The 15602-nt window shown below is 74.1% G+C and carries 14 protein-coding genes; 10 read left to right on the forward strand and 4 right to left on the reverse strand.

Annotated elements, in window-relative coordinates; genetic code table 11:
- Positions 1–47 precede the first annotated feature (47 nt).
- The 3 genes from HHX41_RS17255 to HHX41_RS17265 all read left to right on the forward strand — a co-directional run bounded on the left by HHX41_RS17255 (position 48) and on the right by HHX41_RS17265 (position 5705).
- Entirely contained in the window at positions 48–743 is a 696-nt protein-coding gene (locus HHX41_RS17255) for a hypothetical protein (protein ID WP_182906749.1), read from the forward strand.
- A complete protein-coding gene (locus HHX41_RS17260; RefSeq protein WP_182906750.1) occupies positions 743–4384 on the forward strand; it encodes a BTAD domain-containing putative transcriptional regulator in 3642 nt (1213 codons plus the stop codon). The genes HHX41_RS17255 and HHX41_RS17260 overlap by 1 nt, the downstream gene beginning before the upstream one ends.
- A gap of 193 nt (positions 4385–4577) precedes the next feature.
- Positions 4578–5705, forward strand: coding sequence for a cation diffusion facilitator family transporter (locus tag HHX41_RS17265; RefSeq protein ID WP_182906751.1), 1128 nt, complete (start codon positions 4578–4580; stop codon positions 5703–5705).
- A 23-nt stretch (positions 5706–5728) separates the two neighbouring features.
- On the opposite strand, the gene HHX41_RS17270 is transcribed toward HHX41_RS17265, so the two are convergent.
- The 3 genes from HHX41_RS17270 to HHX41_RS17280 all read right to left on the reverse strand — a co-directional run bounded on the left by HHX41_RS17270 (position 5729) and on the right by HHX41_RS17280 (position 8434).
- Positions 5729–6568, reverse strand: coding sequence for an SCO6745 family protein (locus tag HHX41_RS17270; protein WP_182906752.1), 840 nt, complete (start codon positions 6566–6568; stop codon positions 5729–5731).
- 144 nt (positions 6569–6712) lie between these two features.
- Complete coding sequence (locus tag HHX41_RS17275) at positions 6713–7483, reverse strand: sporulation protein (protein WP_310742031.1); 771 nt, start codon at positions 7481–7483, stop codon at positions 6713–6715.
- A gap of 69 nt (positions 7484–7552) precedes the next feature.
- Entirely contained in the window at positions 7553–8434 is an 882-nt protein-coding gene (locus tag HHX41_RS17280; protein ID WP_182906753.1) for a hypothetical protein, read from the reverse strand.
- A gap of 141 nt (positions 8435–8575) precedes the next feature.
- On the opposite strand from HHX41_RS17280, the gene HHX41_RS17285 reads away from it, so the two are divergent.
- From HHX41_RS17285 to HHX41_RS17310, 6 genes are all read left to right on the forward strand, one after another.
- A complete protein-coding gene (locus HHX41_RS17285) occupies positions 8576–8899 on the forward strand; it encodes a YciI family protein (protein ID WP_169979947.1) in 324 nt (107 codons plus the stop codon).
- Positions 8896–10143, forward strand: a complete 1248-nt coding sequence (locus tag HHX41_RS41815; RefSeq protein WP_182906754.1) for an RNA polymerase sigma factor — start codon at positions 8896–8898, stop codon at positions 10141–10143. Before HHX41_RS17285 ends, HHX41_RS41815 begins: the two co-directional genes overlap by 4 nt.
- Positions 10144–10213: 70 nt before the next feature.
- On the forward strand, positions 10214–10846 hold the full coding sequence (locus HHX41_RS17295; protein WP_182906755.1) for a maleylpyruvate isomerase family mycothiol-dependent enzyme: 633 nt from the start codon (positions 10214–10216) through the stop codon (positions 10844–10846).
- A 157-nt stretch (positions 10847–11003) separates the two neighbouring features.
- Entirely contained in the window at positions 11004–12287 is a 1284-nt protein-coding gene (locus HHX41_RS17300) for an endo-1,4-beta-xylanase (protein WP_182906756.1), read from the forward strand.
- Between the two features lie 134 nt (positions 12288–12421).
- Positions 12422–12820 (forward strand): YciI family protein, encoded by a 399-nt coding sequence (locus HHX41_RS17305; RefSeq protein WP_182906757.1) that lies wholly within the window; start codon positions 12422–12424, stop codon positions 12818–12820.
- Complete coding sequence (locus HHX41_RS17310) at positions 12817–14079, forward strand: RNA polymerase sigma factor (protein ID WP_182906758.1); 1263 nt, start codon at positions 12817–12819, stop codon at positions 14077–14079. The genes HHX41_RS17305 and HHX41_RS17310 overlap by 4 nt, the downstream gene beginning before the upstream one ends.
- 57 nt (positions 14080–14136) lie before the next feature.
- On the opposite strand, the gene HHX41_RS17315 is transcribed toward HHX41_RS17310, so the two are convergent.
- Complete coding sequence (locus HHX41_RS17315) at positions 14137–14598, reverse strand: MarR family transcriptional regulator (protein ID WP_310742032.1); 462 nt, start codon at positions 14596–14598, stop codon at positions 14137–14139.
- Positions 14599–14684: 86 nt separating this feature from the next.
- Between HHX41_RS17315 and HHX41_RS17320 the strand changes: the two genes are divergently transcribed.
- On the forward strand, positions 14685–15494 hold the full coding sequence (locus tag HHX41_RS17320) for an alpha/beta fold hydrolase (RefSeq protein ID WP_182906819.1): 810 nt from the start codon (positions 14685–14687) through the stop codon (positions 15492–15494).
- The last annotated feature ends 108 nt before the right edge of the window (positions 15495–15602 follow it).

The raw sequence follows: 15602 nt of genomic DNA on the forward strand, positions 1-15602 counted from the left end.
TAGAGATGTCCTAGTGGCTTCCAAGACGTCCCCCGCACGCTGGGGCGATGCCGCCGCCGTCCGACAATCACCAGCCGCCGTACGCCGGGGATCCGGGCCCGCCCGATCCCCGGCGCGATCCGGCGCGCGTCATGCCGGACGTCCGGCCCGACGCGCGCCCCCGCTCCGCCGACGACCCGCGGGCCGGTTCCGCGCGTGCCATCGCACCGGCCGGCACGCTGCTGCTGCGCGAGGTGCCGGCGCACGCGGGCGCGCCGGGGGCCCGTGTCATCGGCCCGGCGCTCGAAGAGGCTCTGCGCGTGCTGCCCGCCGCGCGGTGCCGCCTCTACGTGCTGACCGACCTCGCCCTCCCGGCCGCCGCCGCCCCGCTCGCCGCCGCGCTGCTCGAAACCGCGCTTTTCGAGACCGCGCTTCTCGACACCGGGGCGCCGGCGGAGACCGGGGTCCCCGGGCACGTCCCGCGGTGGGCCCTGCTGCGCGCGCTCGCCGTGGCCGCCCCTCACCGCGGCCGGGGACTGGACCGCCGCCTGCTCGACGACCTGCTCATGGAGTTGCGCGCGGACGGCGTACGCGCCGTGTGGTTCCTCCCCCGCCCCGGTGACGAGGACGTGTCCGCCCTGCTGAGGAGCGCCGGATTCACGGACGGAACCGGCCCCGGTTTCCCTCGCGGGAACGAGCGGACATACGGGTATCATGAGCCAGAAATCCGACCCTGGGCCGCCTGGCTCGTTCGGGAGTTGTGATGCGCACGGGCATCGACGGCGCGCGCTCAGGGGCGCCGCGCCAGGGCCAGGGCCAGGACGGTCGTCAGGGCCCCGCTCTGGACTTCCGCCTCCTCGGCACGCTTGAGGTGGCCGACGGCACGGGGACGATCCTCGATCTCGGGCCCCGCAAGCAGCGTGCCGTGCTGACGCTCCTGCTGCTGAACGCGCCCCACGTCGTGCCCCTCGACCAGCTCATCGACCGGCTGTGGCGGGACGAGCCGCCCTCGAGCGCCACGGGAACGCTCCAGGCGTACATCTCGCACCTGCGCAGGACGCTCGAACCCCGGCGCAGCCCGCGCTCCCCCGCCCGGGTCCTGCGTACGCGGGAGCCCGGCTACCTGCTGGACATCGAGCCGGACCAGGTCGACGCCGAGCGGTTCGGCCGGGCGGCGGAGGCCGCGCACGCCGCCCTGGCGGCGGGCCGCCCCGAGGAGGCCGAGCGGATCCTGGGCCCGGCGCTGGCGCTGTGGCGGGGCGAGCCGCTGGCCGACCTGGCCGACGAGCCGTTCGCCCGGTCCACCGTGGCCCGCCTGAGCGAGATCCGCCTGTCCGCGCTGACCGTACGTGCCGAGGCGTGGCTCGCGCTGGGACGGGCGGCCGAGGTGACGGTCGAGGTCGAGCGCCTGCTCGAACAGGACCCCTACCGCGAGGGCCTGTGGGCGCTGCTCATGCGGGCCCTCTACCGAGAGCGCAGGCAGGTCGAGGCGCTGGCCGCCTACCAGCGCTGCCGCGCCCTCCTCGGCGACGAGCTGGGCCTCGATCCGAGTCCCGAGCTGCGGCGGCTGGAGCAGGCCATCCTCCTCCAGGACGAGTCGCCCGCGGGCGTGTGGGCCCCCGTGGTCGCCGTGCCGCCGGAGCAGGGCCCGGGGGGAGGTGCGGAACCCCCGGAGGACGGCCGGGCGTACGGGAACGCCGATGACGACAGCGCCGGGGACGCGGCCGGAGAGGGGCCGCTCGGAAGAGGGCTGGTGGGGCGGGAGCCGCACCTGAGGCGCATCGCCGAGCGGCTCGACGACCTGCGCCGGGGCGTCGGCGGGGTCTTCCTGGTGAGCGGGGAGTCCGGCATCGGCAAGACCCGCCTCGCCGAGGCCGCCGCGAGCATGGCCGCCGAGCGCGGCGCCGCGGTGGCCTGGAGCAGGTGCGTCGAGGGCAGCGGCGCGCCCGCGTTCTGGCCCTGGATCCAGGCGCTCAACGCTCTGGACGCGCACGGCGCCCCGGGAACCGCCCGGGCTCCGGGAGCGGACGGCATCCGGGGAGCGGGCAACGCTCCGGAGACCGGCCAGGCAATGGCGATCGTCAATGGCGGGCAGACGGGCGGCGATCTCGCCCGGCTCGCCCACCGCCTCCTCGACGGCGACCGGACGGACACGGCCGACCCCGACACCGCCCGCTTCCTGCTGCACGACAGCGTGGCGCGGGCCCTGGCGCGGCGGGCCTCCGCCACACCGGTCCTGGTCGTGGTGGAGGACCTGCACTGGGCCGACGCCGCCTCGCTGAAGCTGCTCACCTTCCTCGGCGCCGACCTGCACCGCGTCCCGCTCCTGGTGCTCGCCACCGTACGGCCCGAGCCGGCGGTGGACAGGCAGGCGCTGACCGAGACGCTCGGCGAGCTGACCCGCCAGCGCGGCACGGAACGGATGACCGTCGCTCCGCTCACTCCCGAGCAGATCGCCGACTACCTGCGCGAGGCGGGCCGGGCCGGACTCGGGCCGGAGCTCGCCGCCGCGCTGCACGACAGGACCGGCGGCAACCCGTTCTTCCTCGGCGAGCTGCTGCGCCTGCTGACCAGCACCCATCCCGGCGACCGGGTGGGCGTGACGGACGTGCTCGCCCTGGCGGTGCCCGACGGCGTGCGCGACGTGATCAACCAGCGTGTGTCACGGCTGCCGGAGGACTCCCAGACCCTGCTGCGGGCGGCCGCCGTGATCGGCAGGGACGTGGACGCCGACGTGCTGGAGACCGCGACCGGGGTCGGCGGCGCCCGGGTGATGATGCTGCTCGAACCGGCCGTCGCGACCGGGCTGCTGCTGGAGGTGGACGGCGGCTGGGACTACCGCTTCTCGCACGCCCTCGTGCGGGAGGCGTTGTACTCCGGGCTCAGCCGCAGGCAGCGCGCCCAGCTCCACGGCCGGGTGGGCGAGGCCATCGAGACCCTGCGGTGGGGCGAGGCCGGCGCGCGGCTGCCCGCCCTGGCCCACCATTTCGGGCTGGCCGCCAGGGTCGGCTACGCGGACAAGGCCGTCTCGTACGCCGTGGAGGCGGCCGGGCAGGCGACGGCCCGGCTCGCCTACGACGAGGCCGTCCTGCACTGGGAGCAGGCCCTCGAGGCCTTCGCCGCCGGGCCCGCGGCGGCCCGCTGCGCCCTGCTGATCGGCCTCGGCAAGGCCCTGCGGGTGACCGGCGACGTGGAGGGGGCGCGCCGCGCGCTGGACGAGGCCGTGACGCTCGCGACCGGCGTCGGCGACGACGACGCCGTCATCGAGGCGGCCACCGTCTTCGGCGGCGTCACCCTCTGGAACTGGCGCTCGTACGGCGTGGTGGACCGGCGCATGGTGTCCGTGCTGGAGGATCAGCTGTCCCGGCTCGGCCCGGAGGCCGTGCGCACCCGCGCGGAGCTGCTCGGCACGCTCGGCGTGGAGCTGTACTACGGCGAACGGCGCGAGGAGGGCCGCCGCCACGCGCTGGAGGCCGTGGAGCTGGCCCGGGGGACCGGCGACCCCCTGCTGCTGGCCCGCACGCTGAACAACTTCGTCATCGCGGCCTGGACGCCCGAGCACGAGGAGGAGCGCTACCGGGCGGCCGAGGAGATGCTGAGTCTTCCCGGCCTGCCCAGGGCCACCGAGATCGTCGCCCGCCTGCACCGCATGCCCAAGTTCTTGAAGGCGGGGCTGCTCGCCGACTACGACGCGGAGCTGGCCCGCTGCCTGCGCCTCACCGCCGAGGTGCGGATGCCGGAGATCGAGACACAGGTCGCGTACGCCGCGGCCGGGCGAGCGGTTCTGGCGGGCGACTGGGCGGAGGCGAAGCGCCTCGCGGACCTCGGTACCGGGAGCTACCGCCGCACCAGCCTCTGGGGGCCGGACGTCCTGAAGCGGATCCACTCGTTCTTCGTCGACTGGGGTCAGGGCCGGGGCGGCGAATTCCTCGCCGAGCTCGTCGACACCGCGGCCGACGAGTCCAACCTGGTCGCGCGGCCCACGGCCGTGCTCGCGGCGATCGAGGCGGGGGACCGCGACCTGGCCCACCGGCTGGTCGACCGCTGGGGAACCGTGGCACCGCAGGACTGGACGTGGCAGTTCGTCGTCTGGCAGTGGGGTCTGGTCGCCGCGCGGCTCGGCCGTCCCGACCCCCACGCCATGCTCGCGGAGCTGCGGCCCATCGCCCACGAGCTGGTGATCATGGGCACCGGCTGCGTCGCCTGGGGCACGCTTCACGACGTGGTCGCCCGGCTCCTGCACCGGGTCGGCGACGTTCCGGCGGCCCTGGCGCACGCGGAGTCCGCGCGGGACGCCCACCGGCGGCTCGGCCTGCCTCATCTCATGAGTCGCAGCGAGGCCCTGCTGCGCGAGATCCGCGAGGGCGCGGCGGACTCCGGGCGAGCCGGCGGCGCGCCCACGTGACGCCGGGGCGCCTGGGCGCAGCCTTGGACCCCGTTCCGGGGTCCTGGACGCGGTTCTCATCCGGTTCCGGGCCCGGCTTCGGGGGCGGCTCTCGGCACGGTTTCGGGCTCGGCAGGTGCGGGACGCTCGCACCTGCGCCGCACCCGCTGTTGTCGAGGTGCTGCGACGGGTTTTCCGCGCCATTGTGGACGTCATGAGCCAGGAACAGGCCGCCCCCGAATACGGGCACGGGCATGGCCACGGGCACGGGCACGGGCATGGCCACGGGCACGGGCACGGGCATGGCCACGGGCACGGTGCGGGAACGTTCCGGGCGCGGATGGCGCATCTGCTGCGCCCGCACTCCCACGAGGCCGCCGACAAGATCGACCCGGTGATGGAGTCGTCCGCCCGGGGGATGCGCGCGCTGTGGGTGTCGCTGGCCGGTCTCGGCGCGACCACGCTGGTCCAGGCGGTGGTGGTGGCGCTGTCCGGGTCGGTCGCGCTGCTGGGCGACACCCTGCACAACGCGGCCGACGCCCTGACCGCCGTGCCGCTCGGGATCGCGTTCCTGCTCGCCCGCCGCCCGCCCACCCGCCGCTACACCTACGGGTACGGCCGGGCCGAAGACCTGGCCGGTGTGGTCATCGTCGTGACGATCGCCGCCTCCTCGATCGCCGCGGCGTACGCCGCGATCGGACGGCTCCTGCAGCCGCAGGAGGTCTCCCACCTGGGGGCCGTGGCGGCGGCGGCGCTGGTGGGCTTCGCCGGGAACGAGCTGGTCGCCCGCCACCGCATCCGCGTCGGGCGGGAGATCGGCTCGGCGGCCCTCGTCGCCGACGGGCTGCACGCCCGGACCGATGCCTTCACCTCACTGGCCGTGCTGGCCGGCGCCGGAGGGGCCGCCCTCGGCTGGACCTGGGCCGACCCCGCCGTCGGCCTGCTCATCACGGTCGCGATCCTGGCAGTGCTGCGGCAGGCGGCGCGGGAGGTGTACCGCCGGCTGATGGACGCCGTCGACCCCGCGCTCGTGGACCGCGCGGAGGCGGCCCTGCGGGGCACTCCCGGCGTGCTCGGCCTGGGCCAGGTGCGGCTGCGCTGGATCGGCCACCGGCTCAGGGCCGAGTGCGAGGTCGTCGTCGACCCCGCGGCCACGGTGGTGGAGGCCCACCGGGTCGCCGCCGAGGCCGAGCACAACCTGATCCACGCGATTCACCGGCTGACGGCCGCCATCGTGCACGCCGACCCGCTGGCCCGCGACGGTGTGGACCACCACGCCGTCCTCGACGGCCACCGGCACGACCCCCCTTCGGCCGGCCTCGTACGGCACCGTCCCGGCTGACCGGCGTTCGAGGGCTTCTCTGTTCAGGGGCGGGGCATCGCCATGGCGTTGGGGAAGGGCAGTCCTCCCTCGTCGACGATGCGGGCGGCGAGCGGGCGCAGGAGCCGCGCGAGCCGGGCCGCGCCGGCCTCGCCCAGGGCGTCCAGCGGCGGCCGCGCGAGGCGTTCGGTGAGGGCCTCGACGGCGTCGCGCTCCCGGCGGCCCCTCTCGGTCATCGCGCCCTCGCGGTCGAGCACGCCGCGCTCGCGCAGCCGGTCGGCCGCGGCCCGCCACTCCTCCTCGGTCCACCCCCGGTAGGCCCGCTGCTCCGGCGGCACGAGCCCGAGCGCCGACGCGACGACGTTGGCCTCGCAGCCGTCCAGTCCAGCGGTGACGAGGGCCGCGACGTGCCCGTCGCCGCGGAACTCGCGCAGCGCGGTGAGCGCGTGCCACAGCGCGGCGAGCGGCTCGCCGGGCGGCGGCAGGGCGGCGTGCGCCGCGAACAGCACCCTCCCGGCGGCGGGACAGGCCTCCACCGCGGCCCCGGCCAGGCCCGCCGCCTCCCGCACGTCCGGGTGGTCGGCGAGGCCGCCGAGGAGGCGGCGCAGGCACCGGCCGGCCACCTTCAGCCGCGCCTCGAGCACCTTCTCCGGCGGGCAGAACCGCCAGGCGTCGGGGATCGCACGGGCGACCATCGCCGGGGCGAAGTTGTAGAACGCGGCGGTGACGACCTGCGGGGAGACCGGGCCGAGCGCGGCCGACCTGGAGGCGAAATACCCCATCCAGAAGCCCTTGAGCCCCGCGGCGGCGTACGCGTCCTTGGCCTCGGGCGCGAAGTAGACCGGTGCGTGGCAGCACTCGATCAACCGCCAGATCTCGTCCATGCCCGCCAGGCTAGATCACCCCGTACGGCTGCCGCCGGGACGGGTGGAAGCCGTACGGGCACGCGTCGGCCGCCCCACCGGGCGCCGGCACCGGCGTGCTTGCCGACGCTCGGCCTGTCGTCGTCGGAGGCGACGGCGCCGAGGTCAGAACCAGCCGCGGTGCCGGGCCATGGCGGCCAGGCCGGCGCGCAGCGCCTGCTCCACCGCGCCGGGGTGGTCGCCGTACCCGACGCGGAAGCGGTTGTAAACGTCGTGGCTGGAGGTGAGGAAGCCGCCCCGCTTGTCGGCCTCCAGGATCACGTCCATCGAGTGCGGCCCCGCGATGAAGGTCAGCTCCAGCTCGTTGAAGTGGCGCCGCCACTCCGGACCGGCGTGATACTCGATCTCCTGGTAGAAGGGCATGGTCGAGCCCCGGAGCGTGCCGCGCTCCAGGTCGGCCCGTTTGAAGTGGAAGCCCATGCGGACCAGTGCCCCCAGCAGGTGGTCCTGGGCCGGCAGCGGGTTGACGTACAGCGGGTCGAGGTCGCCCTTGTCGAGCGCGCCCGCGAGCGCCAGCTCGGTGGCCACGCCGAGCCGCATGCCGGGCAGCGGGCGCCCGCCGACCGCGCTGACCGGGGTCTCCCACGGCACCGGGATCGCGAACGGCAGCGCACGGGTCTCCCCCGCGCGCAGGTCGAACGGTCCCGACACCGGCGCCTTCAGGAAGCTGTAGGTCGCGTGGTATTCCTGGTCCCCGCGCTCGACCTCCACGACGGCGGTGAAGTCCACGGTGATGTCGTCCACCTTGTGGTCGGACGACCCGCCCCTGAAGCGGACCTCGCCGTACAGGGTCTCCCCCGGGCGCACGTGCGGGTCGCGCAGCACCGTGTCGACCTCGACGCCGGCCCCGAACGCGGCCATCAGCTTACGGAACACCGATCACTCCCTTGGTCGCGGACCGTTCACCGCTGCCAACGACCCGTTCCGCCGCCCGGTTCCCGCCCCTCACGAGGCGAGCAGGTCGAAGAGGAAACCGACGGCGAACATGGCGAAGGCGAGCCAGCGCAGCAGATGGAACGGGCGCGTCCGGTCTATCCCGAAGGCGACGGGCCGCAGCAGGCTCCGGTGGACCCACCAGCGCAGGGCCGACCGCGCGTCCCCCGGAGTGACCGCGAGCAGGAGTCCCAGCGCGGCCACGACGCCGAGCGCGACCAGCCGGAAGGCCGAGGCGGACGACTGGACCGACACCGCCAGCCAGATCAGCGCGGCGGCGCCGGCGAGGAGAGAGACGACCTGGATCGCCACGGTCTGTTCGGCCGCCCTCCCGGCCCGGCCCAGCAGGGTTCGCTCACGCTTGGGCAGGAGCCGGCCGAGGAAGTCGTCGATCCGGCCGAGCACGTGATCGTACTGCTCCGGGCAGGGCTCCGCGTGGTCGTGGCGGCATCCGTGCGCCCCGGGAAGCTCGGCGATCACCTCGGTCCAGAAGGCGACCAGTTTCGCGTGATCGACGCCCTCCGGAGCACGCGCGGGAGGCTTCTTGTGGATCCCCCTCACCGGTTTGACCGCCGGTCTGCCCCCGGACGTCACCGTGTAGAAGAAGCCGTCGTACAGCTCCTTCCGCATTTTGGCGTAGCGCTGGACCCTCGCCTCGATCCTGCCCCTGCGCGTCACCCGCTCGTATCGCCGTTCCTGGCGCCCGAGCCAGCGGACGAGCCGGTCGAGGCCGATGAGGTCGAACACGGCCACCAGTCCCGCCGCGAACTGCACGATCTTGCCCAGGCGTCCCCACCACAGCATCGTGTGGCCCCACAGCACGAGGCCGGACGTGGACCGTCCGTCCAGCCAGACGGACACCACGTCGGGCAGGCCGACGTCGAAGGCCGCCATCGATGTCTCCTCCTGAGTCGGCGAGCACGCGTCGAACAATCGGGTGAACGCTCGCCACGCCGGACGAGTGCCTGCGGTGTCCTTTCCGGGCCGTCCCATTCGTCGTACGGACATGATGGGATACGGGCCCGAGGAGGACGGATGAAATACGTGCTGCTCATCTGCGGCGACGAGTCGGCGGCCGAGCACGCCTACGACGGGTGCGGCGGATGGTCCGAGACGATGGCGGAGCGCGGCGTGCTCCGGGGAGGCGCCGGGCTGCGCCCGCCGGGTGACGCCACCACGTTGCGCGTGCGCGAGGGCGAGGTGCTGCTGTCGGACGGGCCGTTCGCCGAGACCAAGGAGCAGCTCGGCGGGTTCTGCCTGATCGAGTGCGCCGACCTGGACGAGGCCATCGAGATCGCCGCCGCCCATCCCGCCGCGGCGTACGGCACGATCGAGATCCGGCCGCTCACAGACCTGTGACGCCGCCGGTCGAGGCCGCCGTCGACCGGGCCTTCCGGGAGGAGTGGGGGCAGGTCGTGGCCACCCTCATCCGCTGGACCGGCGACTGGGACCTGGCCGAGGAGTGCGCGCAGGACGCCTTCGCCCAGGCCCTGCGCACCTGGCGGCGCGACGGCGTGCCGCGCCGCCCCGGCGCGTGGCTGACCACCGCCGCGCGCAACCGGGCCGTGGACCGGCTGCGCCGCGAGGCCACCGGCGCGGCCAAGCTACGGGAGGCGGCGGACATGCTCGCGGCCCAGGACGGCGACGCCGCCGACGAGCCGGGCGTGCCGGACGACCGGCTCCGGCTGATCTTCACCTGCTGCCATCCGGCGCTCGCGCTGGAGGCCAGGGTGGCGCTGACCCTGCGCACCCTCGCCGGGCTCACCACGGCCGAGATCGCGCGGGCGTTCCTGGTCGGCGAGCAGGCGATGGCAAAGCGGCTGGCCCGGGCCAAGCAGAAGATCCGGCACGCGGCCATCCCGTACCGCGTGCCGCCTGCGCACCTGCTGCCGGAGCGCCTCCCGGCGGTGCTCGCGGTGCTGTATCTGCTGTTCAACGAGGGCTACTCCGCGACGGCCGGCGCCGGTCTCGTACGGCACGACCTCGCGTCCGAGGCGATCCGGCTGGCCCGGGTGCTGGTGCGGCTGATGCCGGACGAACCCGAGGCGGCGGGCCTGCTCGCGCTGATGCTGATGCACCACGCGCGCCGCGCCGCGCGGCTGGACGAGGCCGGCGACCTGGTGGTGCTGGAGGACCAGGACCGCGGCCGGTGGGACGCCGGTCAGATCGCCGAGGGCGTGGCTCTGCTGGACGGCGCGCTGGGGCGCGGGCGGCCCGGCCCGTACCAGGTGCAGGCCGCCATCGCCGCCTGCCACTCCACCGCCGCCCGCCCCGAGGACACCGACTGGGCGCAGATCGCCGTCCTGTACGGGCTGCTCGCGCGGCTGGTCCCGTCGCCCGTCGTCGAGCTGAACCGCGCGGTGGCGGTCGGCATGGCGCACGGCCCTGCCGCGGGCCTGGCCCTGGTCGACGCCCTGCGGGAGACACTGCGGGAGTCGGGCGCCCTGGCCGGCTACCACCTGCTGCCCGCCGCCCGCGCCGACCTGCTGCGCCGCCTGGGCCGTACGGCCGAGGCGGCGCAGGCCTACCGGGAGGCGGCCGGCCTGGCGGCCACCGACGCCGAGCGCCGCTATCTCGCCCGCCGCCTCGCCGCCCTCGAATAGGTGTCCGTACGGGCCGTGCCCGTTCGTCGGAAGGACGAACACGTACGGCACGGACGGAAGGCGACGACCGATGGATACGGATGTACGACGGCAGATAGCGGCGGAACGCCGCGAACTGGCGGACCTGCTGGGCGAGTTGCCGCCGCAGTCGTGGGACGCGCCGTCGCTGTGCGCGGGATGGCGGGTGCGGGAGGTGGTCGCGCATATGACGTCGCCCTACCGGCGCTCCGGGCTGAGCGTGCTGGCCGGTCTCGTCAGGGCCCGGGGGAACTTCGACCGGCTGGCCGACCGGCTCGCGCGCGGGGACGCGGCTGCGTTCGGCCCCCGGGAGCTGACCGCGTGCCTGCGGGACAACGCCGAACATCCCTGGCGGCCTCCGGGCGGCGGCTACGCGGGCGCGCTGTCCCACGACGTGATCCACGGCATGGACATCACCGTGGCGCTGGGGATCGACCGGCGGATCCCCGCCGACCGGCTGCGCGTCCTGCTCGACCACGGGATGTCACCCCGGAGCCTCAGGTATTTCGGCGTCGAACTGGACGGCGTCGAACTGCGCGCCGACGACGTCGACTGGTCGCTCGGGACGGGCACCCCGTTGTCCGGCGCCGCGCAGGACCTGGTGCTGGTGCTGTGCGGCCGCCGGCTGCCGGAGGGCCGGCTGCGCGGCGAGCCCGCAGCACGCTTCACCCGCTCCGTCCGCTGAACGCGCCGCTTCGGCCGCTGGTCGCAGAGCCGGGGAGGTCTGTGCCCTTTCGGGCGTCGTGCGCGTTAACGTGCTCGGGATCACGGACCTCTCCGGTCGGAGCGACGAGGCTCCCGGCGAGGTCTCCTCCGCTCTGAGCACTCCTGGAGGCCCTTACATGCCGCCCCGCTCCGGTTTCGATCCCGACCCGCTGATCAGGAAGCACCGCACCGCCGGCGCCACGCTCACCGTGACCGCGGACGGAGCGCCGCTCGCCGGCCGGGAGGTCGTCGTCGCGCAGCGCCGGCACAAGTTCCTGTTCGGCTGCATCGGGTTCGACTTCATCCCGCTGGCCAACGGCGAGATCTCGGCGGGCACCGGCGGGCGGCCGTCGCTGGGCGAGTCCCCCGCGGCCGGGTCCCAGCAGGTCGCCGACCTGTGGTTCGACCTGTTCAACTTCGCCACGCTGCCCTTCTACTGGGGGCAGTTCGAGCCGGTCCGTGGCCGTCCGGACACCGAGCGGCTGCTCACCACGGCGCGGTGGTTCGCCGACCGGGGCGTCCCGGTCAAGGGGCACCCGCTCGCCTGGCACACCGTGACCGCCGACTGGCTGATGGACCTGTCGAACGCCGAGATCGCCAAGGCCCAGGTGGACCGGATCCGGCGTGACATGACCGACTTCGCCGGCGTCATCGACATGTGGGACGTCATCAACGAGGTCGTCATCATGCCGATCTTCGACAAGTACGACAACGGGATCACCCGGATCTGCCGGGAGATCGGCCGGATCCCGATGGTCCGGATGGTCTTCGACGCGGCCCGTGAGGCGAACCCGCACGCCACTCTGCTGCTCAACGACTTCGACATGTCCGCGGCGTACGAGTGCCTGATCGAGGGCGTGCTGGAGGCGGGCATCAAGATCGACGTACTCGGCCTGCAGAGCCACATGCACCAGGGCTACTGGGGCGAGGAGAAGACGCTCGCCACGATCGACCGCTTCGCGCGGTACGGCCTGCCCATCCACTTCACCGAGACGACCATCGTCTCCGGCCACATCATGCCGGAGGAGATCGTCGACCTGAACGACTACCAGATCCCCGAGTGGCCGAGCACGCCCGAGGGCGAGGCCCGCCAGGCCGACGAGGTCGTGCGCCACTACAAGACCCTGCTGTCCCACCCGGCCGTGGAGGCGACGACCTACTGGGGCCTGTCGGACGGCGGCTGGCTGGGGGCGCCGGGCGGCTTCGTCCGCGTCGACGGCACTCCCAAGCCGTCGTACGACGCGCTGCGCTCGCTCGTCAAGGACGAGTGGTGGCTGCCGCCCACGACGATGATGACCGACGACGACGGCCGTGTCCGCTTCGACGGCTTCCTCGGCGAGTACGAGGTCAGCGCGGGCGGCCGGACGGTCACGTTCGCCCTGGACGAGCCCGGAGACGCCGAGGTGGCCGTGTCCCTCTGAGTCCCTCTGACTTTCGCCCCCGGCCGCGGGAGATTTTTCGAGATTTCCTCGTGGAGGATGTCGAGAATCGGGGAGCCGGCTTCTACCCAGGGGTGAGCGCGCCCACGAGGGGCGGGCGGCAGGAGGAGCGAGACATGAAGTACATGCTGCTGATGCAGTTCGGCCCGCAGAGCGGCATCGCCTCGATGGACACCTGGACGCCGGAGGACGTCAAGGCGCACATCGAGTTCATGCACGACGTCAACCGCGGGCTCGTCGAGGCCGGCGAGTTCGTCGACGCGCAGGGGCTGGCGATGCCCGACCAGGCGCGGATCGTGCGGGCCGGAGAGGGCGGCGTCCCCGTCGTCACCGACGGCCCGTTCCCCGAGACCAAGGAGTTCCTGGTCGGCTACTGGATCATCGACTGCGAGGGTCCGGAGCGGGCGTACGAGCTGGCGGGCCACATCTCGGCCGCGCCCGGCCTGAACGGCGAGCCGCTCAGGATGCCGATCGAGGTGCGGCAGGTGATGGCGGCCCCTCCGCAGGAACTGTGACCGCCGCCCACCCACCCGTCGGCGACCTGCTGCGCCCGCTGGCGCCGCAGGTCGCCGGCGTGCTCACCCGCAGGTTCGGCGACTTCGACGCGGCCGAGGACGCGGTCCAGGAGGCGATGCTCGACGCCCTCGCCCAGTGGCCCGCCGAGGGCGTGCCGGACAACCCGAAGGGCTGGCTCGTCCAGGTCGCGTACCGGCGGATGATCGAGCAGGTGCGGGGCGAGCAGGCGCGCCGCCGCCGCGAGGAACTCGTGGCCGCGCGGTCGCCCGCCGACCACTGGACCTCCCCGGCCACCGACCGGGCGCCCGGGACGGACGGGGACGACACGCTCGTCATGTTGTTCCTGGGCTGCCACCCCGCGCTGACGCCCGCGTCCGCCATCGCCCTGACCCTGCGCGCCGTCGGCGGGCTGACCACGGCCGAGATCGGCAGGGCCTTCATGGTGCCCGAGGCGACGATGGCGCAGCGGATCAGCCGGGCCAAGCAGCGCATCAGGGCGTCGCGCGTGCCGTTCCGGATGCCGGAGCCGGAGGAACGCGCCGAGCGGCTCGCCGCCGTGCTGCACGTGCTCTACCTGATCTTCAACGAGGGGTACGCCTCCAGCGGCGGCCCGGGTCTGCACCGCGTCGAGCTGTCCCGCGAGGCGATCCGGCTGGCCAGGACGCTGCATCGCCTGCTGCGAGGTCAGCCGCACGGTGAGTGCGAGGCGGCCGGGCTGCTCGCGCTGATGCTGCTGACCGACGCGAGGCGGCCCGCCAGGACCGGTCCGGGCGGTGTCCCCGTTCCCCTCGCGGAGCAGGACCGGAGCCTGTGGGACCGCGAGGCGATCGCCGAGGGCGTCGCGCTGCTCACCACCGCCCTGCGCCGGGGCGCCGCCGGGCCGTACCAGATCCAGGCGGCGATCGCCGCCGTGCACGACGAGGCGGCGACGGCCGAGGAGACCGACTGGCCGCAGATCCTCGCGTTGTACGGCCTGCTCGAGCGCATGTCGCCCAACCCGATGGTCTCCCTCAACCGCGCCGTCGCCGCCGCCATGGTGCACGGCCCCGCCGCGGGGCTGGCCCTGCTCGAACCGCTGGCGGACGGCCCGCTGGCGGGTCACCACCGTCTGCACGCGGCGCGCGCCCACCTGCTGGAGATGACCGGTGACCACCGGGCGGCCGTCGAGGACTACCGTGCGGCGGCGAGCCGTACGGCCAGCGTTCCCGAGCGCGACCACCTCATCATGCGCGCCGCCCGCCTCACCGCCTCCCTGTGAGCGGTCTCACCGTGGTGCTGCTCGGTCTCTCCGCCACTCGGCTGGTCCTGCCCGGCGTCAGGGGCGGCGGGAAGCCGATCCGGGCGCCAGGCGGCGGGCAAGGAACTCGAGCGCCGCGACGACCTCGGCGACCTGCGCCGGATCATCGGTGCCCAGAGCCGCCGCGAGGGGCTCTTCGACACCGGCCGCCCGCACGGCCTCCACCCGCGCGGAGTGCCCGGGCGCCTGCCTGATCACGACCCGGCGCCGGTCGGCCGGATCGGGGGCCGTGACGACCGCCCCGGCCTCCTTCAGCCGGGCGACGGCCCCCGACACGGCGCTCTGCGGCAGGCCCGTCCGCGACGCGATCTCCCCCACGGAGGTCTCCGGGTGCGCGCGCAGGTCGGCGACGACCACCAGCACCGTCCGGGCACTGGCGGCCTGCGTCGTTCTCGACGCGGCGATGTCCTCGACCGGCATGGCCTCTTCGCCGATCTTCATGAGGGTCCTGCCGAGCAGGAAGAGGTCGACTCCGTTCACCACACCAGAATACATCAGGCTTGATGCATCAAACCCGATGGAATATTGTCCGGATCACCCGAGTGAGAGGACGACCCGTGAACGGCATGCTCCGTACGACCGGCGCCACCGTCTACTACGAGGTGCGCGGCGCCGGCCCCGTGCTCCTCATCTCGCAGAGCGGTGAGGGGGACGCGGACCGGACCGCCGACCTGGTCCGCCATCTCGCCGCCGACCACACCGTCATCACCTACGACCGCCGGGGCCTGTCCCGCAGCGTCCTCGACGACCCCGGCCGGGGCGCGACCATGGCCGACCACGTCGACGACGTCCACCACCTGCTCGCCGCCGTGACCGACCGGCCGGCGAGCATGCTCGGATGCAGCTTCGGCGCCGTCATCGGGCTGCACCTGGCCGTCGGGCATCCGGAACAGCTCGGCACCCTGATCGCGCACGAGCCGGTCGCCCCCTCACTCCTCCCCGCCGCCGAACGGGTCCGTCACGTACGCGAACTGGAGGAGCTGCAGGACCTCTACCGTGCGCGCGGCCTCGCCGACGCGTTCGCCGGGATCGCCGAAACGCTGGGTATCGACCCCGTCGCCCAGGACACCGAACCCGGCCTCACCCCGCGTCCCCTGGACGACCGGCGGCGGGCCGGCTTCGACTTCTTCATCCGCAACGACTTCACCGCGATCGCCCGCGACACGCTGGACATCGCCGCGCTCAGGGACACCACCGTCCGCGTCATCCCGGCCTTCGGCCGCACCACGCCCCGGCACGTCTTCGACCACCGATGCGCGCAGGAGCTCGCGGCGCTTCTCGGCGTCGAGGCGAGGGAGTTCCCCGGTGGGCACAACGGCAACACGACCCACCCCCGCGGGTACGCCACGCGGATCCGCGAACTTCTGGCGACCTGAACCCGCAACCGGCTCGCTCATGGGCGGCGGCGCGCTTGACGTGGGAGGACGCCGCGCTCTAGGTTGCTGCCGCAGTCTGACAGTTTTCGTGCAGCAATCGAAAATTTC

It is taken from the genome of Microbispora sp. H13382 (assembly GCF_014161445.1).
Classification (GTDB): domain Bacteria; phylum Actinomycetota; class Actinomycetes; order Streptosporangiales; family Streptosporangiaceae; genus Microbispora.